17 protein-coding genes and 1 pseudogene are annotated in these 24144 nt (G+C 64.1%); 7 read left to right on the top strand and 11 right to left on the bottom strand.

The genetic code is table 11. The features are described 5' to 3' along the window. The first annotated feature begins 4 nt into the window (after positions 1-4). Positions 5-532 (top strand): hypothetical protein, encoded by a 528-nt coding sequence (locus tag THIDRDRAFT_RS24015; protein WP_139058795.1) that lies wholly within the window; start codon positions 5-7, stop codon positions 530-532. A gap of 786 nt (positions 533-1318) precedes the next feature. Here the strand turns inward: THIDRDRAFT_RS24015 and THIDRDRAFT_RS17945 are convergent. Then, the gene (locus THIDRDRAFT_RS17945; protein WP_007042321.1) at positions 1319-2440 is read right to left on the bottom strand and encodes a hypothetical protein; all 1122 of its coding nucleotides are present in this window, start codon (positions 2438-2440) and stop codon (positions 1319-1321) included. A gap of 129 nt (positions 2441-2569) precedes the next feature. On the opposite strand from THIDRDRAFT_RS17945, the gene THIDRDRAFT_RS24020 reads away from it, so the two are divergent. After that, positions 2570-5248 (top strand): nSTAND1 domain-containing NTPase, encoded by a 2679-nt coding sequence (locus THIDRDRAFT_RS24020; RefSeq protein WP_007042322.1) that lies wholly within the window; start codon positions 2570-2572, stop codon positions 5246-5248. A gap of 286 nt (positions 5249-5534) precedes the next feature. On the opposite strand, the gene THIDRDRAFT_RS17955 is transcribed toward THIDRDRAFT_RS24020, so the two are convergent. The 3 genes from THIDRDRAFT_RS17955 to THIDRDRAFT_RS17965 form a co-directional block, all read right to left on the bottom strand. Continuing rightward, on the bottom strand, positions 5535-6098 hold the full coding sequence (locus tag THIDRDRAFT_RS17955) for an REP-associated tyrosine transposase (protein WP_007042323.1): 564 nt from the start codon (positions 6096-6098) through the stop codon (positions 5535-5537). A gap of 239 nt (positions 6099-6337) precedes the next feature. Next, positions 6338-9292 (bottom strand): SUMF1/EgtB/PvdO family nonheme iron enzyme, encoded by a 2955-nt coding sequence (locus THIDRDRAFT_RS24025; RefSeq protein WP_050984766.1) that lies wholly within the window; start codon positions 9290-9292, stop codon positions 6338-6340. 350 nt (positions 9293-9642) lie between these two features. Continuing rightward, positions 9643-9978 (bottom strand): hypothetical protein, encoded by a 336-nt coding sequence (locus THIDRDRAFT_RS17965; protein ID WP_007042325.1) that lies wholly within the window; start codon positions 9976-9978, stop codon positions 9643-9645. A gap of 97 nt (positions 9979-10075) precedes the next feature. On the opposite strand from THIDRDRAFT_RS17965, the gene THIDRDRAFT_RS17970 reads away from it, so the two are divergent. Next, positions 10076-10537 (top strand): hypothetical protein, encoded by a 462-nt coding sequence (locus tag THIDRDRAFT_RS17970; protein WP_007042326.1) that lies wholly within the window; start codon positions 10076-10078, stop codon positions 10535-10537. Positions 10538-10979: 442 nt separating this feature from the next. Beyond that, entirely contained in the window at positions 10980-12032 is a 1053-nt protein-coding gene (locus tag THIDRDRAFT_RS17975) for an esterase-like activity of phytase family protein (protein ID WP_007042327.1), read from the top strand. Positions 12033-12811: 779 nt separating this feature from the next. Here the strand turns inward: THIDRDRAFT_RS17975 and THIDRDRAFT_RS17980 are convergent. From THIDRDRAFT_RS17980 to THIDRDRAFT_RS18005, 6 genes are all read right to left on the bottom strand, one after another. After that, on the bottom strand, positions 12812-16747 hold the full coding sequence (locus tag THIDRDRAFT_RS17980; RefSeq protein WP_007042328.1) for a conjugal transfer protein TraG N-terminal domain-containing protein: 3936 nt from the start codon (positions 16745-16747) through the stop codon (positions 12812-12814). 53 nt (positions 16748-16800) lie between these two features. After that, a complete protein-coding gene (locus THIDRDRAFT_RS17985) occupies positions 16801-18246 on the bottom strand; it encodes a conjugal transfer protein TraH (protein ID WP_007042329.1) in 1446 nt (481 codons plus the stop codon). 12 nt (positions 18247-18258) lie between these two features. After that, a complete protein-coding gene (locus THIDRDRAFT_RS17990) occupies positions 18259-19290 on the bottom strand; it encodes a conjugal transfer protein TraF (protein WP_007042330.1) in 1032 nt (343 codons plus the stop codon). Continuing rightward, complete coding sequence (locus tag THIDRDRAFT_RS17995) at positions 19271-19639, bottom strand: hypothetical protein (RefSeq protein ID WP_007042331.1); 369 nt, start codon at positions 19637-19639, stop codon at positions 19271-19273. The genes THIDRDRAFT_RS17990 and THIDRDRAFT_RS17995 overlap by 20 nt, the downstream gene beginning before the upstream one ends. A gap of 3 nt (positions 19640-19642) precedes the next feature. Next, positions 19643-20284, bottom strand: a complete 642-nt coding sequence (locus THIDRDRAFT_RS18000; protein WP_007042332.1) for an STY4526/YPO1902 family pathogenicity island replication protein — start codon at positions 20282-20284, stop codon at positions 19643-19645. Between the two features lie 216 nt (positions 20285-20500). After that, positions 20501-21229, bottom strand: a complete 729-nt coding sequence (locus tag THIDRDRAFT_RS18005) for a DUF1845 domain-containing protein (protein ID WP_007042333.1) — start codon at positions 21227-21229, stop codon at positions 20501-20503. A 275-nt stretch (positions 21230-21504) separates the two neighbouring features. Between THIDRDRAFT_RS18005 and THIDRDRAFT_RS18010 the strand changes: the two genes are divergently transcribed. Beyond that, a complete protein-coding gene (locus THIDRDRAFT_RS18010; RefSeq protein WP_159105429.1) occupies positions 21505-22161 on the top strand; it encodes a lysozyme family protein in 657 nt (218 codons plus the stop codon). Positions 22162-22213: 52 nt separating this feature from the next. On the opposite strand, the gene THIDRDRAFT_RS18015 is transcribed toward THIDRDRAFT_RS18010, so the two are convergent. Next, positions 22214-22945, bottom strand: coding sequence for a phytochelatin synthase family protein (locus THIDRDRAFT_RS18015; protein ID WP_007042335.1), 732 nt, complete (start codon positions 22943-22945; stop codon positions 22214-22216). A 202-nt stretch (positions 22946-23147) separates the two neighbouring features. On the opposite strand from THIDRDRAFT_RS18015, the gene THIDRDRAFT_RS18020 reads away from it, so the two are divergent. Both THIDRDRAFT_RS18020 and THIDRDRAFT_RS18025 read left to right on the top strand, forming a co-directional pair. Further along, entirely contained in the window at positions 23148-23930 is a 783-nt protein-coding gene (locus tag THIDRDRAFT_RS18020; RefSeq protein ID WP_007042336.1) for a response regulator transcription factor, read from the top strand. Then, positions 23927-24144, top strand: a pseudogene (locus tag THIDRDRAFT_RS18025) (hypothetical protein); the annotation flags it as partial. The gene THIDRDRAFT_RS18020 and the pseudogene THIDRDRAFT_RS18025, both read left to right, overlap by 4 nt.

Here is a 24144-nt window from a genome sequence, read left to right on the forward strand (position 1 = left end):
CGATTTGCAGCGCCTCAAGCAACGCGCCCGGCACATCAAGCGCGAGCAGGGCATTCCCCATCACGAGGCCATCGAAGCCGTCGCGCGCTCTGTCCATTTTGACAACTGGCAGCAGGTTGTCGTCGCCCATGAGGCCATGCTTCCGACCGAAACTGCGGCACGCGAAGGCGTCGTGTTCGCGATGGATTTCAAGGACGCAGAAGTTTGCCAAGGCAGGCCGATCGAGCTTCCTGACGGCCGCTATGTCGAAGACGAGCTGCTTGGGCTGTTCTTCGAGGAGTGCGTGTATCAGCTCGCGCGCGATGAGTCCGATGAGGAAGACGGCAGGCCGGGGCATGAGCACTTCAGCGAGGAGGAGCTGCGGGAATTCGTCGAGGAAGCGCTTTTTGAGCTGGTCTTCTATCGCTACGAGGGAGATCGCCTGCCGACCTCAGCGGATGAGATCGCCCAGCAGGTGGCCGGGGAGTGCTTCTTCGGTCCACAGTACATTTGGATCGCGGGGCAGCTACAGGATCGATTTAGCTCGCCCTGAGTGCTCACGCTGTTTCTGACGGCGTTCACAACTGGATGTTGTGTCTGTTAGTACAGCAATTCGCTATATCTCGTGCTCTTGGACCTTGAAGGTGCTTAAGGTCCCGACTAAATTTCAGGGTCAAGGGCACTCCGGTCCTGCCTGCCGCGGAGGCAAAGTCCAGGAGTATGAGGGTTTGACTGAGCAGTTTTCCGAAATGCCGACTCAGTCTGCAAAGGTTCACGCGGCGAGCATTGCAGCAGGCTCCCTGATGTGGATGGGAGCAATCGGTCAACTTCGTATGGAGAACTTCTCATGCAACCGATTCTCTTCTCGATCGCACAGATCGACGCCTTCCGAGATGTGGCTTACCGTATCCGGGGTAGACCCAACAGTCGTGTCACCAGCCGCCACTTCCGCGTAGACCCAGCGTCTGCGACCAGCTGAGGTCTGCTAACCTCCTTGGTTCGAAGCGTTGGTCACCTTGCTGACGCGACCGTCTCTTCGACGCGGGAAGGAGTCAGTCGAGCCTGTGGAGGGAGCGACAAGTCACGACCCGAAGCGGTCACCCGAGCTTTCATCCCGAATGTCCGGTTTGCCTCCCTGAACCGCCGGTCGGCAATCTCGAGGACGTGACGCCTCGATCCGGATAGTGGAAAGCCCCTGCACTCTCCATTTCATGGATGGGGATCCTGGGGTCATTGCCGTTTCAGAATCTTGCGATGCGTCCGCCTGGTGGTGCGAAGCAGCCGCTTGCGTCAACTGATGGCGGCTTTGCAGGGTCCGGCCGATGCCCTCTCTCATCCTTCAATTGAGCTGTTTCAGAGTCTTCTTGTTGGTGCTTTCAGCCTTCGAAACCAACTGAGACAAGGTGATTTCAAATCCCAAGCCAGCAAGAAAACTGACGACGACGGCTGAGAGGTGTTGGAAGCGCAAGGCGTTTGTAATAGGCGTGCCAAGGCTGATCAGTGAGTTATCCCCGACCATGAGCGGAAGCAGGTACAGCAGGCCCAGGAAGAATCCCCCAAAAAGCCCCAGTAAGAGCGGGGTCCAGCGCGCGTATTGCGGCGCGCTTGGCGTCAGCATTCTCGCGGCAGCACCCAGGGCACCGGCGAGCGAGAGACTCCCCAGGAGGAGGGTAACATTGGTTTTGTCGACAAGGCCGTGGGCGAATGAGGCAACGATCAGGCCGAACATCCCAAGGAAGAGCAGCAAGGCCACTGTGATGTCTGTCAGGCGGCGTCGGTCGGCGACCTTTGCCGTTTCCAACTGCGCCAATCGCTGCTGCAGCTCAATTCGCTTCGTCTCTTCAGCGCGCTCGCGCGCCTGAAATTGCTCGTGTTGTCTGGTGAGCGAGGAGACGCATTCGGTGGCTGACGCTGGTCGCCAGCCCACCATCGCATCCAGATCGGTCTCGGCCATGCACTCCGGCCGAAGCTTTATGTAACGCCAGAGCTTGCAGGCAGCGCCGCCAAACGACTCGAGCGCCAAGATCGGCAAGTGCCGAGACAAGATGAGATGGCCAGCGATCAAGGTCGACGACGCCCCGCCCAGAATCAGCGCGGCGTCGACCTCAAGTAGGGACCGATAGAAGGAGACTTCCCAGTCGTCGGACGGGTCGATCACATCACGGAAGACGTCGGGGGTCTGGGTCCGCTCGGCGAATCGACAGGTCGATCCCTGCGGGTAGTAGCACAGCACTGAGCCCGTTTCGGCGGCACCACTGGCGACGTAGCCTCGCACCACGTCTGCTTCGATAAAGTCGGGTCTCTCGGAATAGACGGCTAGCCGCCAGCCGCCTTTGGCCAGTGCCTCTCCCAAGGCTTTGCAAGCCCAACGGGCCTCCGCTTCCTTGTCACCCGTGATCTCTTTGCGTGCGCTGCCGATGATCGCGACGATGGGGCGATTTGCTATCGACGATAGTGCCATGTAGTCCCTGGTCTCCTGCCGAGAGTCAACCGCATTGTGCATTCTCCGGCCAAACGCTTACTCTGCGAGTGGCCCCAATGGGCGGTTCATTTGTGTGGGAATGATAACCGAGCCTTTGGACGCTAGCTGATGACAATGATCTATCTCTCCTCCACATACCAGGATCTTAAAGACCATCGCAAGGCGGTCTTCGATGCGCTGCGCCAGTCCGGCTATCAGGTCATCGCGATGGAGGACTATGTAGCCACGGACGAGCGGCCGGTCGACAAGTGCCTGAAGGATGTCGATTGCGCCGACATTTACGTGGGCCTCTTCGCCTTCCGCTATGGCTATGTTCCGCCAGCCGAGCACGGGAACCCCGATGGACGATCCATCACCGAGCTCGAATATCGGCGTGCTGCAGCAAATCCGAAGACGCATACCCTGGTCTTCTTGGCGGATGACAAGGCACCCTGGCCAATGACGTCCACCGACGGGTGGACGGGCGATGGCCAAGGAGGTGCTCGCGTTCGTTCCCTGCGGGATGAGTTGGGGCGGGAGAGACTCGCCAGCTTCTTTTCCAGCCCACATGAGCTGGCGAGCAAAGTCCAGTCGGCGGTCATTCAGATCCGGCCGCCCAGAGGATCGGGCGAGCATGATTCGGGCGAGGCGCCTAGCTTGCCGACGTGGGATCTGAGCAAGCATGGTTCCCCATACCCTGGCCTGCTGCACTTCAACCGCCGCTATGCGCCGGTCTTCTTCGGCCGCGAGCTCGAAATCGGCGACGTCCTCGACCGCCTGCGCCTGCCGGAGGCTCGGTTCCTGATCGTCAGCGGCGATTCAGGCAGCGGCAAGTCCTCTCTGGTGGACGCCGGCGTCCTGCCGCGGCTCGAGCAGCAGGGGCTGGCGGATGCCGCGCGTGTCCAGACCGCACGCCTGGCCCCGAGCCGGGGCAGTGACCCCTTCGATGCCCTGCTTCGCGTCCTGCACGGACTGTGCGAGCGCGCGGGACTCGACGCCTACCAGCTCGCCCAGGGGCTTGCCGAGGATCACGAGGACCTTGCCGTCATCCTCGAGCGCCTGCTCCACGGCGGGTTGCAAGCCGATCTGCTGGTGCTCTTTCTCGATCAGATGGAGGAGCTTTTCGTCGCTGACGGCACCATGGCGGTCCGCTTCCTCTCCGGTCTTCACCAATCGGCGCACAGCCTGCCGCTGCGCGTCATCGCCACCATCCGCAGCGACTTTCTGCACCATTGCTACCGCCACACGGAGATGCTCCAGGTCCTGCGTGGCCCGGGGCATTACCCGCTCGGGCGAGTCGCTCCCTATCGCCTCCATGACTTGATCCTGCGCCCGGCCCAATGCGCCGGCGTCTCCGTGCCCGATGGCCTCGTCCGAAGGCTCGTCGACGATCTGGGGACCGAGCCAGGTAACCTCCCGCTACTGGCCTTCGCCCTACGACGGTTGTTCGACGCCCGGGAGGATCGTCAGATGACGCTCGACGCCTATGACGCCATGGGCGGCCTCGAGGGCGCCATCGCCGAGCACGCCGACGACGTGGAGCGGGGGCTGGCTTCCGCCATGGACCCATCGATTTTGGAGCTGCGGCTATCGGACCTCTTCCGCTGCCTGGTGCGGGTCGATGGCGAGGGGTCGGTGACACGCCGCCGCGTCTCGGTCGAACCCTTGCCCGAGGCGGTGCGCCCGATTGCCGAGGCACTGATCCGGCAGCGCCTGCTCGCCGCCGAAGGCGAAGGGCCGGATGCGATCGTATCGGTCGCCCATGAGCGGCTGTTCGGCGCCTGGCCGGCCCTGGCGCGCTGGATCGCCGGGCATCAGGACGATCTGCGCCTGGTCCACCAGGCCGAGCTGGAGGCATTGGAATGGCGGCGTCAAGCCTACGACCTGCGCTATCTGTGGCACACCGAGCGCTTGCGGCGTTTGCAAGCCGCCATCGGAGAGCCGCAGTCCGGCCACATCAGTGACGTCCTGCGAGACTTTGCCTGGCCCCAATGGACCCTTATCCCTCGCCTGGACGATCTAGGTCTGGATCAAACGACCCGTGTGGCGATTGGGGATCTGCTAACCGAATTGGGTGATCCTCGGCCCGGCATCGGTGTGCGGGAAGACGGCACACCAGACATCGATTGGGTCGAGATCCCCGGCGGCACCGTGACCTTGAAGGACGACGGCGGTACCGCCGAGGTCGCACCCTTCCGGATCGCCCGCTACCTCGTCACCAACGCACAGTTCGACGCCTTCCTCAGCGCTGATGACGGTTACAGCCAAACAGAATGGTGGGAGGAGATGCCGGCCGACGCCAAGACGGGCTCAGAGGCACCAAGTTGGTCCGAGCCGAATCGCCCACGCGAGACGGTCTCCTGGTACGAAGCGGTTGCCTTCTGCCGCTGGCTCTCGCACCGCCTCGCGCTCGACATCCGTCTGCCCAGCGAATTCGAGTGGCAGCAGGCCGCGACCGGAGGAGATCCAAGCAACCTCTATCCCTGGGGGCCGGAATGGGACAGCACGCGCTGCAACACAGCCGAATCGGGACTTGGCTGCACGACCGCCGTGGGACTCTATCCGGCGGGTGCCAGCGTCCAGGGCGTGCTCGATCTGGCGGGCAACCTGTGGGAATGGTGCGCGAGCAAGCGAAAGGATTCGATCGATCTGACGATCGACTCGTCAGGTGAGTCCCGCGTGTTACGCGGCGGCTCCTGGCGCGACTACCGGGGCCTCGCGCGCGCAGACCTCCGCTACGACCGTCGTCCCGTCGACCGCTTCGGCCGCTACGGCTTTCGGGTGTTGTGGTGCTCCCCCATTCGCTGAGCACTGACTTCGCTGATCTCTGACCGCGCGCAGCGCGGTTACGGGCATGTTGCAGCCTTCTGTCGCTTCGGGAGCCCCTCGACGTGCCCCTTCACCAAACGAATCGGCGCAGCAGATGCTCCCGCAGGCCCCACGAGTCCGCGTAGCGCACATGATTGATCCAGCCCTGGACGCTGGCGTCGAATTCACCGAAGCTGATGTGCCCGGCACGCCAGCACGTAGGTTGGGCCGACGCAGGAGGCCCAACGCTCCACGCCACCCGTGGACCTGGTCCATCGACCCAACCCTACATCTCAACCCGCAAATCACGACGACTGCCTCGGCTCCCCATAACATAACCCTCGCCAAAATCTCCCGCATAACCCCAATCGGCGTCGAGCCATCCCCGGCGAACGAATGTGTGGAACGACGAGAATGGCCAGTCGACGACGCGCGACACGTACCCGTGCTTGACCGGATTCCAATGGACGTAGTCGACATGCCGTTCGAGATCCCTTTCATCGCGGATGAGATGCTCCCAATAGCGACGCTGCCAGACGCCCCGTTCTCTGCGGCTCGATCGACTAGCCGAGACGCGCTCCCCCGACGGAATGCGCCGCGAGAAGCCGCCCTTTATCTGGTTCCACCGCATCGGATACTCCGAATCACCCGGCGGGAGTATCCAGACCGCATGCATGTGCTCTGGCAAGACGACCCAGGCGATGATCTCGAATGGATGTGCCTGCCTCACATGGCGCACCGCCGCGCGTAGGGCCGCAATGTGATCAATGAGCAGACGAGCGTTTCGATCCGCGAGGTTGACGGTGAAGAAATAGGTGGCTCCGCCAATCAAGGTGCGACGGTATCTCATGGTCGTTTTGCTTGTTGCGAGCTCCTGGCTGCTCGTTAGGTCTCCTGCGTTGGCCCGATCATCAGAGGTTTAGGCAACCGCCATGTTGGGCTTCGTACCTCAGCCCAACCTACGAGCTGGATTCGGGCGGTCGATCCGTTGTCGCGGGTGCACGCCGGGGATGTCGTCCGTAGCGAGGCCGCTTCGCGGCCTCGCAAGCCGTCGCTGACGCGACGGCCCAGTGGGCAGAGGATCAGTGCTCAGCGGATGGGGGAGCACCACAACACCCGAAAGCCGATGCCGCCGCTGCGGTAGCCGGGAAGATTGACGTTGCGGTAGACCGCGCGCGCGAGGTCCTGGTCGAGGTACCAGGAGCCGCCGCGCAACACGCGGATCCCACCGAGGTCGCTCGAAGCACTGTCTTGACACCATTCCACGACGTTACCGGCGAGGTCCTCGAAGCCGAGCTCACGCTGGCGGGCGCGCGGGAACAACCCCACGGGAGAGGTTATGCCTAATTTGGATTCTATGGTGTTGCAGATCCCGTCCTCCCAAGCCTCGCCCCAAGGGTAGGCGTGTCCCTCAGCGCCACGGGCCGCTGCCTCCCATTCCCGCGCCGTCGGCAAGCGTCCGCCCGCCCAGCGGCAACAGGCATCCGCTTCCCAGAATGAGACACCAACCACCGGCTGGTTGGGTCCGTTGAGCCGGCCGTTACGCCAATACCTCGGCTCGCTCACGCCCTCTCGCCCCTTCCACTGCCAGCCGTCGTCGGACCACCAGCGTTGGTCCTGATAACCGCTGTCCTCGATGAAGAGGCGGTATTGGCTGTTGGTGACCGGATAGCGGCCGAGCCAGAAGGGCTGCGCGATCTCCTGATGGCCGTTTTGGTCGGCGTAGCGTCCGGCCGGGACCTCGATCGCACCCTGCGCACGCCAGTCGGGATCGCGCAGATCACCGAGGCGCGGGTCGCCAACCAGGCCCAGGATCAGACCGAGCCGGTGCCGATCCTGGAGCGGGATCTCGTCCTCGATCGCACTCAGCGCCAAGTGCGTGTAGCGCTCCCTGAGATCGAGCAGGTTCAGCGCCTTGCGGACCAGGATCTCGATCCAGTCCGCGCAAAGCACGGCAGGGGCGGGATTGGTGCGCACCGCCGCGCGGTTCTGGGTGGCGAGCAGGGCCTTGGCCGACTCCAGCGCCCATTGCTCGCCGTTGCGCTCGAGCATGCGCCCGAACAGGAAGCAGAGGGTGAGGCGCCATTCGGAAACGGATGAGCGGACGGCAACGAGGGACTCGAACCAGTCGTGCTCGCGGCGGGTGCGGGCGAGATGCTCGGCGGCGAGGAACTCCTGAAAGCTCAGGTGGTAGAAACCGGCCTTGCCGCCGCTGCGGCCGAGCAGCAGCCCGGAATGGGCCAAGAGCTCGTCACGCCGCTGGGCGGCGGCGGTGCTGCCGGCCTCGGTGGCGGGGTTGACCTCCGCGTAGTCGGCGAGGATCCGCTCGACCTCCTCCAGCGTCACGGCCGCCTCCGGGGCGGAGCGGCGCCTCTGGATGCTGGACCCCGTGTGCATCCCGAGCGCGATGGCGCCCAACCGCCCGCGCACGGCGGCTCGCTCATGGTCGGCATCCCGATAGCGGTTGAAGAGGACGTTGTTGACGATCTTGTCGTAGAGATCGTGCCGATCCTGCGGCAGGCGCCGACCCTCACCGTAGCGCACGCACAAGGCCGTGAGGAGCATGGGGTTGCGTTTCAGCTCGGCCAGGTCTGGGCGTCCGGCGAGATGCTCGACCAATCCGTCGGCCTTCTCCATGCCTTGCTGCGGATCGGCGGCGGCGTACCAGCGGCGGATGAAGAGCTGCTGCAGGTCGTCGTCCAGCTCCGCCAGCGGGGCATCGGGAAGGCCCAGTCGCTGGGCGTCCTCGGGGCGCAGACCGTAGGGGCGACTGGTGAGCAGGAGCCGGTTGCCGAGCCTGGTCCAGGTCTCGCGACCACTGCTCAGGGCATCGAGCAGGCAGGCACGCGGACAGGTCCGGTGCGCCGGTGCGCTGGACACGACTGGAACCTCATCGACACCGTCGAAGATGAGCAGGCACCGGCCCGTGTCCATGAGTGCCGATAGGTCTTCGACGGGGAGGCGTCCGCAAGAGCGCTCGGCAAGCCAGTGGCCGAGCGTGTCGATCAGCGTCGCGGGCGCCAAATGCCGGACATCCGCCGCGAGAGGCATCGACGGCCAGAAGTCGCACAGCGGGACGAGGACGGGCAGCCGGCCGCGCAAGGACTCCGGGTAGCTCTCGCGATAGCTGTCCGGCGCGGTAATGGGATGCTCGGGCAGGGCCTCCGAGGCGGTGACCAGGGTCAGCCAGCGGCAGAAGGTCGACTTGCCGGCCCCGGGATCACCTGGCACGTAGAGGGATTCATCCGCCACACGGGCGAGCAGCAGCTCGAATCGCGCCCGCTCTTCCTCCTTGCGCGAGGGGGGGCCTGCTTGCTCCTCGCGGCGAGGCGGCGTGATGGCCGGAACATAGACCTGACTGAGATGCGTCGGGTGCTGCGTCTGGGCCTCGAGACCCAGCAGCTCGATGCATTCGTACTGCCTGCGCAGCCAGTCGAGATAGGACACGGGGATTGGTGGCGGTCCAGCGTTCATGGTTGACGGCACCCTGACTGCGGTCGCTTGACGTTCCTGCCAGGTCTTCAATGCACGCTCGACTTCGAGCTTGAGATCTTCCTTGGTGCGGAAGGTGCGACGCAGGCCGCGGGAGTTGAGCCAGGCGTTGAATGCACTGAGCCCTTTGATGCATTGACGCGTGGCTTTCAGGACGCGTTCGGCCGCTGCGTCATCCTCCAACGTCAAGGCACGCTTGAGGTCGGCCTCATCCTTCTGGTTTTCCGGCCAGTCGGCTGAGTCATCGAGCACGAAGGCCAGAACATCTTTGCCGTGCTTCACAGCCTCCTCGCATTCGAGCCAGGTGATGCTTTTGCCGTCCGGATTGCGGTTGGCATCCTCCGGCACCCAGCCGAAGCGATGGGCGAGGATGACGACCAGCACATCGGCCCGCCGAACATGCTCCAGACAAGCATCCAGCGGCGGGTGGTCTTCTGCGGTCCAGTTCTCCTGCATGTCCGCGAGGACTTTGGCGCCGTGCGCGGCCATGGAGACCTCTGTCCGGAAGACAGCGAGATCCAGGTTTGTCGACGAGATGAAGGCGGTCGGCATCGACGTCAGCATTTCCTTGGTGTCACGGATAGGACACTCTAGCACTCACAGGAGATCGCGGCAGGTAGGCGGCTACGGCGGGCGACCGGGCGCAGTCGCACCATCGATCCAAAAAACGCGGAATCTTGATCATCAGCGCAGATGACCGAATCCGATTGATCGTCACGTTTCTTCAGGGTATGAGGACTAGACAGCGAACGTCTGGTCATGGGGCGGAAGGTCCGCCGGGGTAGGCATCGTGAGTGGCCGCTTCCCCGTGCTTACCTGCCGCTGGAGCGGTTCGGCTCAGTGACCTCTTCTGGGACAGAACCGTCAGTGGCAGAAGGACGCCGAGTTTCCGCTCCTGGAACTCAGCCTTCACACCCTTCGGTGGAAGCGACAGTGTAGCGGGCGTGTCGCTCCACGCCGGAAAGCGCTCGCGGCACGCTGACACCCTTGCCATTGAGGCGCATGTGCAATCGTATCGCGCTACAGGCGACGAGGACACGATCGGTACCGCTCAAGCCGACGGTGAGGCTGTTGGTGGCGGACTCGAAAGCCTCATCAATGAGGAGCTGCTCTTCTCGGTTGGGGTTGTCGCCGTTGGCGGCCAGCTCGGCGATGGCAAGCAGGAATGTCAGGTACTGGCTGTTGCGCGCGTTCAGCTCATCGCCGACGTGATCGCGTAGGGCGTTCAGATCATCCATTAGCGATTCCTCCACTCCCACGGCCTGGACTAGACTGGAAGTGGACTTCATTGCGCGAGACTGCGGTGGCGTCCGTCAACGTTAAGAGGAGATTGCCATGCTCCAAATCTATTCCCTTCGGATCGCAACCCTCTCCGCCCTCGGCGCGTTGTCGGTCCTGTGCGGGGCCGCATGGGCTGAACAAGCGCCTGCGGTGGGTGCAGCAGCGACGCTTGAGGTGAAGGTGCTTGAGGCCCAGGTGGCGCCAGACTCGGGACAAGGGGAGCGCGACGCGGTGCTCTACCAGATGCAGGTCATCTCGGTGCTGCGTTCCACCATCCCGGTGAAGCCCGGAGACACCATCGTCGTGCGCTCCCACGCCTTGAGCAAAGAGGCGCTGGATCAGGGTCTCAGGCCCCTTGGCTGGATCGGGACCGCCTATCTCAACCCAGACCCCAATGCCTCTGGCCCCGAGGCACGTTGGCAGTTCGTCATTGCCAACGGCACCGGCCTTGAGGATCTTCCGCCCACGCCTCCTTCGGTCAAGTGGATCGAGTATCCTCGCGAGGGCGCCAAGTGAGTTGGCGCCTCCTCGGGCCTTGGGCCGCCCCTTCGCGCTGGGGTCTGGCCTGCTCAGGCTCGTGCTCCAGTGCGAGAGCCCGCGCCGCCGCGCCACATTCAGTCCCTTAAAGCCCACGCGGATGTTTGCAGACCGTTGGCAGGTCGCGACAGCTAGCGGCATCTCTGCAATCGCGCAATCTCTGATCGGAGACTGTCATCCTGTCGGCCCTTATGGCGAAATCGAACGATGCGGAACCTGTCTTTGCAGAAAGTAAAAGGCCGCCAGCACCTCGTGCCCGCACTCGGCTCATCCGGCATGGGTGAAACCATCGGCACGAGCAAGTGGGCGGAGCGATGATCGAGCGACTGACCTCCCTCTTCATCGAAGAAAAGGCCCATAGCGGGCTGGGCAACCCGACGCTACTGTCCGGCGTGCGGCATGCACCGCTGCGGTGGCTCGCGTGATCGCACGCGCGCTGGTCCGACTGATTGCGCTGAGCACGCTGGCGGTGACGATCAGCGCCTGCGCCAACGAGGTACCAGCGACCCCGGGTCTCGCCGATGCCATCCCGATCTCCTACGAACGTCACCGGCTGTCCGCCCGGGGCGAGGACATCGATCGCGTCGGTCGACTGATCTATCGCGGTGGTCTTGAACTCTCCTCGCCGGATCCACGCTTCGGAGGTTGGTCCGGACTCATCGTCAGCGCCGACGGCAAGCGGTTGCTCTCCCAATCAGACGAGGCGCATTGGCTCCGCGCCGACATCGTGTATGACCGCCATGGCGATCTGGCCGGCGTAACGCATGCCGAACTGGCCGACATGCTCGATCTCGATGGCCAGACGATGCCGAAGTCGCGTGGCGACGCGGAGGGCCTGGCCGCGCTGTCGCCCGCAGGTCCCGACGGGCCGGTGCTGGTCAGCTTCGAACGGAAGGCGCGTGTGTGGCGTTACGAGACCGGGCGCGCTCTCGATGCGCTGCCCGAGCCGGTGGCGATGCCCAAGGGGGTTGCTGTCGGCGACAACAATCAGGGCCTGGAAGGACTGACCCGATTCGACGCCCACACCCTCTTCGCCGTCATTGAGTCCCCGCACGACGACAGCCCTGACCTGGACGCCTGGCTGGTGTGCTATCCAACGCCGAAGTCCTGCGCCCAGGCTGGCATGCTGCATGTCGCCTTCCATCCGCCCTATCACATCTCCGATGCCGCGATGGGGCCAGACGGCACGCATCTCTACCTTCTGGAGCGCCGCTTTCTTGGGCTGTTCTCGGGGCTCGTCATCGCCTTGCGCGAGGTCGATGCGGCCGCCGTGAAGCCCGGCGCACGCCTGGATGGCCAGGAGATCGCCCAATTCGACATGAGCGAGGCGATCGACAATTTCGAAGGCGTCTCTTTGCGCCGCGACGCCGACGGCAAGACCTATGTCTATCTGATCTCGGACGACAATTATGACCCGATGCTGCAGCGCACCCTGCTTCTGATGTTCGAGCTGGAGCCGGCGGGAGACAACTGATCGTCCGCCCTTCGTTGTCATAGCCGCCACCTTGCGAATGACGGAGTATGGCCGACTTTAGCCTGTCTGCTGCGCCGATCTCTGCGGTTGTGATCTGATGGAACGGTCGTTTTTTCGGACTTGTTGCGGGCTACTTATCTCTGGCCTCGCCATGCTGACACTGAGTCCTGCAGTGCTAGCGCAGCGATCCGATAGACGAACCCGCTCGACGTGTGCGAAAGCGTCCAGCTTCGAGCTGGAATGCAGGGGCTTCCGCTGACGATCTTTCTGAATGCCGGTCAGGCTCTATGTCGCTTTTGGGTCAATCGCCAGAGTCAGCGAACTCCATCAGTCTTCGAACAGATCCCGATGGCTCTTGAGCGGATCCTCTGGATCTGGAAAGGGTTTCCAGAATGGGTCCATGGGAACCCTTGCGCGCCGAGGTGCAGATGGGCTTGCCGCTCCTGGTGCTCGACGGGTCCACAGGAGACATGCGAGGGCCGTGAGCAGCATCCCGAGCGGGCCGGCGACGAAAAACGACAGCAGGACAACGATCCAGTGGATCGGCTTCCAGCCCGCTTGTTCATGGTCTGTTGGCATGTGCATCCCAGATGGCCGCTGAAGTGGAAGTCGCGCACCAGGAGAGCATAGTCCAGAGGGCAATGATCTCAGGCAACCGCGAAACCCGGTTCCCCGCGCGTCGAGTACCCGCTGTCGCTTGACCAGAGATTAGCCTGGTCGATGTAACGCCCGATGTCGGCGGGCGGCGGGCTTCACGGATGGAGTTCGATGGGTGGAGCTCATCGAGCTGGAATCGACGCGGGTGCGCGCGATAGGTCTGAGACGGATGCGGCAAGGACTGGACGATCTCCCTGCCGAATCGTCGTCAGTGTGTCTATGACCCGCGCATAGTCGATCTGGGCTGCGTTGTCTCCGACGCCATCATGGTAGCTGAGATTCGAGGCATCCTTCGGCAAGCCGGCCCAGATCCGCGATAGGTTGTAGGCAAAGCTGTCGTCGTCGAGGCGTCCGGAGGCCCAGTCGTTGATGCCTGCATCGCGAGCAAGCGTCAGTGCGAGGCGGTCCTGTAGGGCCGGAGTAAAGGGCTCTGATCCGCTGAGCTGCAGGCGCTGCGTCAGATCGGCGAGCGTGTCGGCAAGAAACTGATAGCGTCCGATTGCTGAGCCGCCATTTCCTTGCGCTAGCAATTGACTCTGTAGCGCCTGTACTTCGCTGACGGTCAGCGCTGAGAGGATCACCTGGTCTTGATCGGCGTGGCGGTACCAGGCGTTGTAGTTCCCGTGGGATTCTGGGGCCGCGATCAAGTCCAAGACGTTTCCTAGTGCACCTCCGGTAACGCTCAGGTGTTGGAGCGGGAGTCCGCCGAGTTGGGCCGCTGCGTGGAGGCTAGCGTTTTTTTTTCCGTCGTCGCCTGCGGCGGATGACGAATTTGGAAGGGTGACTGCGGCTGGGGGTAGCAGGTGCTCTCCGAGCTGCCCTACAGGCACTGCAGGTTCGACCGGCTCTTCTATCTGGTGCGTTTGGTTGTAGGCGCCGATCAGGCGCAGATCACTGTCGTCTCGAGCGGTCACTGCGCGTTCGATCAGGGTGGCGATCTGTTCTCCGGTCGCGACCGACGGCGCTTCCCCGATCACTGTCGTGCGGGCTGTCTGCTGGGCTTCACTCGGGGCGAAGGCGAACAGGGTGGTTTGAGACGCTGTTCGGTAAAGGTCTGTCTGCGCAGCCGTCAGCCCATAGCCAGCAATCTCGTCGAGGCGCGCCTCGACCATCGTCTGGCGGGCGTGCGTCCAACCTTGCGCCCCACCTGCTGCGGTTTCGCCGGCCGTTCGGGCTGCTTCCCAGCCAGAGCCGCTCAAGAGGGTTTGGCCATAGGCCAGGGCTGCTGCGGCACTCGCCGACGCCTGTCCGACTAGGCCCATGACTCCAGCTTGAGCGAGGGCGCCCGACTCACCCAGTTGGATCATCAATCCACCGACGTGCTCTTGGACGGTGCGCGCGGCGGGTGCCGGCAGTTGGACCCGTTGGTCGATCGTCTTCAGGAGCTCGGCTTGCCGTTGCGCACGCAGCCGATTGACTTGGACGGTTCCCTGGTCCGCAACCGACTGACGCGCTCCAGCCGCGAAGGTCTCCACCTGCTCCGGGCCTGTCGTCACCTGGGCGATGGTCCCATCTGCATTGACTCGCAGGCTGCTCAAGCCCGTACTGACTCGGTCCTGGCTATCGTGCAAGCCTGCGGCGGTGACAGCCGTCCGCACGCTCCCCAGTGCTGGCGTCGTGTTGGCAAGAGTGGCATTGACCCGTGGGTCGAGTCCCTCGGGGACGTTCACCCCGAGCAGGCCGGAATAGATGCGCATTGCCGCCGTTTCTGCCCGCTGCCGCTCTGTCGGTGTCATGGTCTGCGTGCGTGCACCCCCATAGAAGCCCAGCAGCAGTCCCATGCCGGCGATGGCGCGGGCCTGCACGGGATCGCCCACCACGCCACCGGCGAGCAGTCCGTCGGTTTGGCGCGCGGCATCGCCCGAGAGGCCGAAACGATCGATCGCTTGCTCCAGTCGGCTCATCGTCGCGGGTTGTCTGAGCAGCATCGCCGAGGTCTCGATGGCACTGAAGCTGGCGTCCGTGCCGACCGAGCGGGCGAAGGTCGCTGCCTGCTCGTACGAGTGCGTCGTACTCAGGACATTCTGGGCGCTTCGCGTCAACTGTGACGTGTCGTTTTGCGTGAGTCCCTCGGCGTACGATTCCCCATGGCTGCGCGAGATGTCGGCTGCCAAGCCTTCGGTGAAGGCGGCTTTCAGCTGTTGGTCTGTGGATGCCTTTTGAGCAATGGCTTGGGCGACTTCGGAAGCCTGACTGTCTGTGACGCCGTATTTCTGGCTGATCTGACTGGCGAGGTCTCCTCCGAGGCGCGCCTGTGTCGCACCCGCCATGGCCCCTTTGAGTCCGGCACTGAGCAGGGTGCTCAGCCCCTCCTGGCTAAGACCGGACTCACTGAATCGTCGTGACAATTCCTCCGCGCTTGCGGCGACCGCCGCATCCGCCCGGCTATAGGACGCATCGAACTTCTGCCCCAACGCATACTGCGTCGCCGTCTGCTGATTCGCCGCCGCCGACTGCGCGAATGCCTGCCCGAAGGTGCGCTGAAAACTCTCCTGCGCCTGCTCGGCACTGAGCTCGGCCGAGCGCAGCGTCGCCTGCGCCGACTGCCCGGCCTTGAACGACCAGACCATCCCTTGCGCACCAGGGGCATGGGTTCCGCCGAGCGCGGTGGTCTGCATCAGTGGCCCGACGGTGCTGGCTGCACTCGGCTGCACCACGTCCGGCGCGGTCAGCCGCTCATTAACGTGGTCGCCGCTTTGCAGCCGCCCGGCCAGATGAGTGGCGGTGATGGCGCTGCCATAGATGAGCATCAGACTGATCGCCGGGGTCGAGGCGATCAGCATCCCCGCGGTCCCCAGGTAGCTCTGCAGCAGTAGATCGCTCTCGTAGAGCGCCCGAAACGACGGCAGCACCGCGCTGTTTTGATCCGCCAGCGCCTCAAACGCCCGCTGGGCGGTCAGGATCAGATAGAGATTGGAGACCGCCAGGATTGGCATCCACAGCTGGATCCAGAGCCCAAAGATCAGATACTTCCCGACCATGGAGATCCCGATCGGCCCCAGTCCGATGACGAAGGCCATGAAGGGGCCGATGGCGAAGATGAAGCCCTCGAAGTAGACCATCATCGGCTTCATGATGGCGACGAAGAGGTTCTGCTCGGTCGCCCACTGACTGTTACGCTGCTGGATCGCCTGACTGGTCTGGGTTGCCGCTGCCTGATCGCCCAGGTTGCGGTAGTGCTGCACCACCCCCTTCTCGAACATCGGCAGTAGGGCGGCCATGACCATGTACTGCTGGGCATCGACCGCGTCACGAGCCAAGGCCGTGAGTGCACCATTGACCCGGGTGTCGACCGCAGCCGCCTCGGTCCCGAGCTTGGCCGCCAGGGCCTGCCGGAATTTGGGCAGGAACTGGCGATTGGTGTAGCTGCGCAACCGGCTGTAGGCATCCACGCAAGGCAGGAGTTCACGGGTGGTCCCAAGCTGGATCTCGGTCGTCCCGGTCACGATCGGCGTCTGCAGCGCCGCGTCCATATCCGTCGCCTTGAGAATGGCATCCATGCTTGCCCCATTGATCTGGCGGTCCACGCCATAGAGCACGCAGTCGGCCACATAGTTGATCCAGGACTGCTCGACGTCCGCACCCTCGGTCGGGCTGTTGGCATCCCCCGTCGTCAGACGCGACAGGGCGGTCTTGCGCACCGTTGCCAGTACCTGCAGGGCATCGACATAGCCGTGCTCGGTCAGGGGCGGCGTGGTGAAGACCTGCTCGAACAGCCGTGTCACCCCATAGCCCAGGTTTGACACCGCCGACCCCACGACCGCCGGACCTAGAGGGACGTTGTCGACCACTCGCGCGGTGCCCGAGTAGGCCCCCTCGATGGTCACCGAGACCGTCGGTACGAACAGCAGGGCATAGAGCAGGAAGGACACCAGCATCCCCTGAAAGCGGATGCCCTGCGCCCCCTGGGTCAGCCCCTGGAAGGCGATGATCAGCACTCCGATCAGAAAGCCGATGGCGACGAACTGCAGGAAGTCCGCCGAGCCGAACAACATGGCCACGGCATTGAGCACCTGCTGGAGAAAGACCGGATCGCCGATCGAGTAGAGGGTCCACATCTCAGCATGCTCCTTGGCCGGGCACCCATTGGCTCAGTCCGCGCAAGGGATCTTCACTCATGGCCCGGCTCCGCATCGCCCTGGCCCTCGGTTGCCTGCATCACGTCCAGATAGCTGGGGGCTTGATAGAGCGCGAGTAGATTGCGGTAGCTCTCCAGCAACTCGTTGGGATTGCCGTAGCGGGCGGCGAGGGTGTCGTACTCGGTCCAGATGTCCTCGCGCACCGCCGCTAGATGCTGCATCAGCATCGTGGCATGGGTGTGCTGCAGGGTGCCGCTCGCCACACGCACACTGCTCAGCATGTCGCGCACCAGGACCTGGACCAGCTCGATGGCGATGATGGGTGCGGCACGCTCGGCGAAGGCGAGCGCCATGCCCGGCTCCTGGCGGGCGAGGGTGCGGATGGCTCCACCCAGGCCCCAAGGCACCTGCTCCATGAAGCCCTGCTCCTCGGCCGAGAGGGTCTCTATCCCGAGCTTGAACTTCTGCACCAGTCCCGCGTCGCCGGCATCGCCGATCAGCAAGGCACTCACGCGCGGGATCAATCCCTCCAGGGTCACAGTGTCCTGCGTCGGCTCGCGACACTCCGAGAGCGATGCGCAGCGCCAGATCAGGACTTGCTGCAGATCGCCCTCGCCACTGCCATAGAGCAGGTCGCTGACCGTCAGGGTGGCCTCCAGGTAGGTGGTCGACAGGCTCTTGCCGCCGTCATCGCTGGTCTCCAAGCCGCCACCCGCTGAGCCCACGATGAGGCTCCCGGTGAGGCTCATCAGCGCTTCCAACAGGGCCTTGTCGCCGTGGCTGTACCAGCTCTGCACCGAATGATCGGTCAGCGCCTTCCACACCAGATTGCCCTCGAACTGCTTGGCGGCCGCCGCCGGGACTTGCTCGTAGACCGTCTCCAACGGACCCTTGCCCGTCACCGTCGAGCGGTTCTCGAACACGTCGCCGATCTCATAGAGGTCGGCCATCAGACTCGCCTCGCCATAGCGCTTGCCGGTCAGGGCCGAGGCAGCATCGTTCACCAGACCCTGGGCGAGCTGACAGGAGTTGGCTGAAAGGGCATTGATCTGGGCGACCTTCTTCTGCAACTGCTCGATGATCTCCGCCGCCGAGGGGGCCATGGTGGTCAGCGCCAACTGGAAGGCATAGCCCGCGGCATTCGAGGCGATCGAGCGCAGCAGGTTGGTGAACTGCTCGACGTTGATGAAGGAGAAGGAGCCGCCGAAGAGGTCGATGCCCCCGCAGCCGGCCTCGTAGGAGGGCGGGACGATGGAGATCGGATGCACATTGGTGATGCGGTTGCGCGAGACGATCGAGCCGCCCGAAAGCACGCCCCGACGCTGCCCCAAGTGCGCGGAGGGCTCGGTGACATTGACCAGGGTGCCGAAGAGGCTGTCCATTTCATCGCTCAGGTCGGCCTGGGCGGGGAGGGCGGTGCAAAGGGCGACCGTCAGGGCTAGCTTCGGCCAAGGTCGGTCAGGACGATGAGTCGGCATTGGACGCCTCGCTTAGGGCACGATGAGCGGATCGGCAGCACTGGCCTTGCCCGCGGCCAGGCCTCCTCGCGCGCGTTCACGCAACAGCGCGAGGAAGTCCGTCGGGTCCTCGGGCACTTCCGCTGGGAATGCATCGGACGCATCCACCGAGAGCGCGGCCACTAGCGGGCGGGTGCGGTCGTAGCTGTCTGCATCGATCCAGCCCGCCTCATGGGCGGCGAGCAGGATGCGCTGCTCAAGATCCGTCAGGGACAGCAGCCCTTGCGCGAGCGGGACGATCCCATCCGGCGGCCGCACCAGGAAGAGCGCCGGGGTCGAGACGACCCTGAGGCGCTGCGCCTGTCCGGCATCCGGGCGGAAGTCGGGGAAGGCCCCGCCGGGCAGCGGTCGGCCATCCAGCGCGATGGCCTGGATGGCGAAGCCCTGGCGCTGCGCGAGGAGCCGCAGCACTGGCGCCTGGGCTGCGCAATAGGGACAGTCCGAGCGGTAGAAGAGCCAGATCCCGGCCTCTTTGGCCAACGTCTGGAGGACCTGGTCGCGCTGCTCGCCGGCCACGCGGTTGAGCAGGTTGGCGTAGTTGCCGACCGGGCGGCGGGTGGTCTCGTCGAGGTAGGGATCGGCCTGCACCACGCGCTGAAAGCTTTCGGTGAAGCGCGATGCCTTGTCGAGGGCGAGCTTCTGCAAATAGAGGTAGAGCGCGACCCGGGTCGGACTGGGGTCGTCGATCGCCTGGAGCCGGTAGTCCTCCAGATGGGCGCGCAGCCAGGCCGCTGAGAGCGGCGCTGATCCTGAGGATGCGATCTTGCCGGCCGGTGTTTCCGAAGACGGCGTGGGAGGTGGCTCCTTCTTTGATTCCGGCTCTGGCTCCGTTGGCGTGGGGGGCGGTACAGAAGGCTCAGTCTGATACCAGAACCATCCCTCGGCCTGACGCTCGTAGAACCGGGCGAGTTCTGCCGCCACCAGATGAGGCGCGTTCGTCAGCGCCAAGACAAGTAGCACCGGTCTGCACCGACGGGGCCAGAAATTAGGCGCAACGTGGGACATGATTTGGCGTCCCTTGCGTGCGTCGTGACTGGCGCAGCGGCGCGGTGTGCGCCGCCACCTGCGCGGGCGTCGAGAGGGTCACCGGATACCAAAGGGGTCGCTTGTAGGTGTGGTTGCGGCGCTTGGCGATCGGCAGCCGGAGCATCTGCCCGTCGGTGAGATACACCAGCGGACTGCGGGCGACGAAGGCGATCTGACCGCGCGTTTGAAGGCGGCCGAGCGCCTCAATGCCGGCGTCCGAGACGCCTTCCCAGAGCACGACCTGCCCATTCAGGGGGCAGGAGTGCTTGCCGGCGAAGCCCTCAATGCGCTGACATCGCTCGATAAGGTCGAGAATCGCCTGCCGCATGGGCTATCGACTCCTATTGGTCATTGAGGATATCGATTGGGAATGGGCTCCGGATGCCACCCCGTGTAGACGCACGGAGGCGGTCGCGCCGAGTGCCTCACGCTCGCGCTCCTCGCGCAGACTGAGCGCACGGCAGACCTGACGAACACTCACCTTGGCCGCCAGGGCGGTCTCCAGATAGCGCTCCGCCAAATCCAGATCGACGAGGTGGTCCCAGTGGGCCAGGATGGTCTCCTCCTCGGTCACGGTGGGATTGGGTGGGCGCCCGCCGTTAGGGAACTCCTCATCCAGGTGAAGCATCCGGCGCTGACTGCGATATTGCTGCGGGATCCAGCCATAGAGCCGGCTCATCAGGTGTCGCGGCGCGCCGTGCACCAGGAGACGCTGCTGGATTTCCTGGCTGCGCTTGTGATCGACGACGCGGCGAAGGGCTAGCTCGAGCTGAACGTGATCGATCTGGATGTCGATCCGGATGAAGTGCGGACTCAGGGTCGTCAGGACATGGAAGTCCAGGAGCGACAGCTCTTCCAATACGCGAATCTCATCCCAATCGAGCCCAAGTCGAAGCGCGCACTCATAGTCTGCTTCGTGGAATTGTTGGGTCATCCTCTGTAAGAGGAGAATGGTGATGTCTTGATTTTCCATTTAAGCCTCTTTGCGTGCATGCATGGCGCTCAATCGACCGTAAGTGGCTTGTTTGAGCGCAGACCATCGAATAAAGACCGGTGAATCATGAAGGGATGCGGAGCATGATTATTTTGTGAACGGTTAATTGCACGTTTACCGTTTTTGATGGATCGGATCAGGTCTTCGATGCATCCGAATACGGTCCTCTGCGCCATCGGTGACTCGGTTGGCACGTCATTCCGTGTCAGGATCGCTGTCCGTCTCGCCTGATAAGTCCTCGTCGCTTACGGTCACGATCTCGCGGGAGGCGGTGTCGACCGCGTCACGCTGACCCCGTCGCTTCGCCTCGTCATAGGCGTAGCGATGCAGCTCGATGAAGCTCTGGGCGGCGCGCCCGAGGCGGTTGCGCCAGGTGACTTCGATCTCCGTACGCTCCTTGCTGGAGAGCAGACCCGACAGCCAGAGGGTGTCGATCGCGATCATCACCTGGTCGAGTTCGAGGATCAGATGGGTATAGGCGCCGATGTGGGGCGAGGCGATCTGTACCTTGAGATCGACCGGATGGGTGTAGCGGGGACGTGCCTTCAGCAGGTCGTGCCGCTCGAGTTCGAGCTGCCAGTGCTCGCGGTCGGCGAGGATGGCCGCGCTGAGCTCCTCAAGCCGCTGGGTGATCACCGTCTCGAACTGATCGGCTTCCTCATCGGTCGCGACGATCCGCAGGATGACGTCGATACCGTAGAGGGCGGTCATGGTAGGGCGGAACTGTCGGAGGCTGACGAGCCGACGTGCATACTCGCTGTGAATGCGGATCTGGCGATCAAACACCGGGCGGCTGTGACGATAGGCGCGGGTGGAGCGACCGGATGCTGCGGCCTTGACCGCTGCAGTCGGCTGACGGGGATCGGCGTCCGAGGGCGGGGGCGGCGCTGAAGTGGTCGTCTCTTCGCTGGGGTCGATAGCCATCGCGGGATTCTCCTCCGAGCTGAGGGGCGGCCGACCGAGCCGCCGCGCTGCGGCGATCTGGTCAGTCGAGTGTCGAGGATGTGCACTGCAATGAGTCTTGCGCAGTGGGACGCTGCCGCGCAATGAAGAACGGTTAATCCGAAGTGACCGTTTATGACGATGAACGGTTGCAGTGAAATTAACCGTTATTGCGCCAGAAAAATGAAAAGGCTGGATAGACTCGTGCATTGATTGAACCTCTGATGGTCGATTGATCGGATGAATCATTTATGCGCATGCTCCATTCATCATTCATTCTGTTCCTGGTCCTGTTCTGCTCGGTCGCCGCGACGGCGCAGGATCACCCGCCGATTCGGCTGGTCGCCGCCGCGCCCACGTCAGCCGCGACGCCTGCATCGCTCGTATCCGTTGTCACGGGGACCGCGCCGGCGTTGAGGGCAGGTGCGGATGCCTCGGGCTTCCTGGATGGCACCGTCTGGACGGACGTTGCGCGTCGTCACGGACTCGACCCCCGACTGCTTTACGGTGTCGCCTTGCAAGAGACGCGTCATCGCGTCGGGCCGCACACCTCCGCACCCTGGCCCTACACCCTGCGCGGACCCAAAGGTCCAGAGTTCCATCGGTCTCGCCAGGCCGCCGTGCGAGCGCTTCGGCAGCTCATGGCCCGCCATCGCCCTCAGGCGATCGATGTCGGTCTGATGCAAATCAATCTGCATTGGCACGGCGACAAGGTGGCGGATCCGGTCCAGTTGCTCGATGCCCACACCAACCTCGAAATCGCTGCCGAGATCCTTGTCGAGGCCATCCAATCCGCGCCGGGTGACCTCGAGCTGGGCGTTGGCCGATATCACCATTGGAAGAACGCCGCCATTGCGCGTGCTTACGGACGTCGCGTGCTGCGGATGGTGCGGGCCATGACCGCGCATGGATGAGCGAGCACGGCTGGCCGATTGCGGCCCCGAGCCACCCGTGGATCCATAGCGTCTAGTCATCGCGTGGTCCGGCATCGATCTGGATCAGCCCCCGCAGACGCCCGCTCACCGGATCCTGGGTGTGCATGGCCGCGTAGAGCAGCCCAACCGGAACGAGCTGCACGCCGAATCCCGGGGTGACGTCGAGCAGCAGCACCCGGTCGCTCGCCGGCTCATAGCCGCCGATGGGCGAGAAATGCCCGAGCGACACGCCATGAATCGGAGCCCGGTCGAAGTTCACGATCAGCCGGCGTCCAGGTGTGCTCAGGGATTCCAGGAGGGCGCGAAACTCCGGTTCGCTCAGATCACGTCGCACCCGCACTGGCCCGATCCCGGTCGACTCGGCCAGCGCCGCCACCTCATCGAGCGTCATGCCCGTCACCAGCATCCGTAGCCACTGCGCCGTGTCGCCCTGAAAGAGGTCGCGCTCGTGCTCGAGCGGTCGGTCCAGTGAATGGAGGACGTTGCGCAGACTCGCCGGTCCACACGAGGACCAATGCGCCTGCGTCTGGAAATCCCGCAGAAAGGCCTGAGCCACCGGCGTCTGTCGGATCGCCGTCAGCGCCGGACCGTCGTTCGTCACCCCGGGCGCAAAACGCTCCGGGTGCGGCGCCACCAGCGTCCGCCCGTACCCGCTCAGGCCACCCAGGATGGCGAGTAGCAGAACCAGTCCAAGCGCCCATCGGCGGACGCGCCGAGGTCGACGCGCTGCTTCGATCGATACCGAGGATGTTGTGTTGTTCATCAGGTGTGTCTCCAGACGGGGCGGTGGCTGGGAGCCAGGATCAAGGTCTGAAATCCACACTAGCCAGGCGTGAGCGGCTTGCCTAGGCGTCTTTGACGCCACTTGCTGCAGCGTTGGCGGAACAATTGGCGTCTTTGACGCCTTGTGTACCTGATGCGCATCGCTATGCTGACCAGGAATGCACGAACACAGGGCTAAATTCATGATTGCGCAAAGGGTTCTGCGTCCTCGCCGCCCGTTCCGACTGGCCTCTGATGAGCACAGGGCGGTACCTGATCTTGACACATTCAGGATCTCACCCATTCGCGTCCTGATTGCGGAGGACGAGGCCCTGCTGCGCACGGCGGTCGCGGAACTGTTGCCGCAGGTCGCCGGCGCGGCGGTGGAAATCGTCAGCGCCTGTGCCACTCGCAGCCAGATGCTGCGCGATACGCGGGCCTTGCAGCCGGATGTCGTTCTGCTGGATTTGCGCATGCCCGATCGCGACGGCCTGCTCTGCACCCTAGGAGGGGCGGAGACCATCGCCGCACTGCAGCGCCAATGGACCGAGGTGCGTGTCATCTGTCTCAGCGTTCACGCCCAGCCTGACCTCGTGCGCGCCTGTCTGGACGCCGGGGCGGCGGGCTATCTGGGCAAAGGGGTCTTGCCGGAGGAGTTGTGGCGGGCGGTGCGCTGCGTCGCCTTGGGAGGACGCTATGTGGAGCCGATGCTCCAGGCGCGGCTCGACCTGCACCTCGCGGGTGCCGAGGCCACCGTCCGCTCGCAGCTGCTGGCGGGGCGTCGCGGCGATGTCCTGCGCCTCCTGCTGGAGGGGCATTCGTCCGCCGAGATCGCCGCGACGCTGCCGATCACCAAGAAATACGTCGACAAGAAGATCGCCGAGATCAAGGCGCTCCTCGGCGTCGACACAACCATCCGGATCTATCGCCTCTGTCGCGCGCTCGGCCTCGTCGACGATGAGCCCGGAGGAGGAATCGCGTCATGACCGCCGCAGGCACCAAGGCCATCTACGACCCGGATCTGGCGCTCGCCCGCGCAGGTGGGCGCGCCGATATCCGCGACGGGATGCTGATCGGCCTGCTCGATCTGCTGGACGACCCAACGCGCGGCGGTCTGCTGCTCGATGTGGAGTGCTACGACCGCGAGAGCGCCGCCTGCCGCGAGGCGGCGCATCGCGCGATCGGCGTCGCGCGGCAGGC

It is taken from the genome of Thiorhodococcus drewsii AZ1 (assembly GCF_000224065.1).
In the GTDB taxonomy this organism is placed as follows: Bacteria; Pseudomonadota; Gammaproteobacteria; order Chromatiales; family Chromatiaceae; genus Imhoffiella; species Imhoffiella drewsii.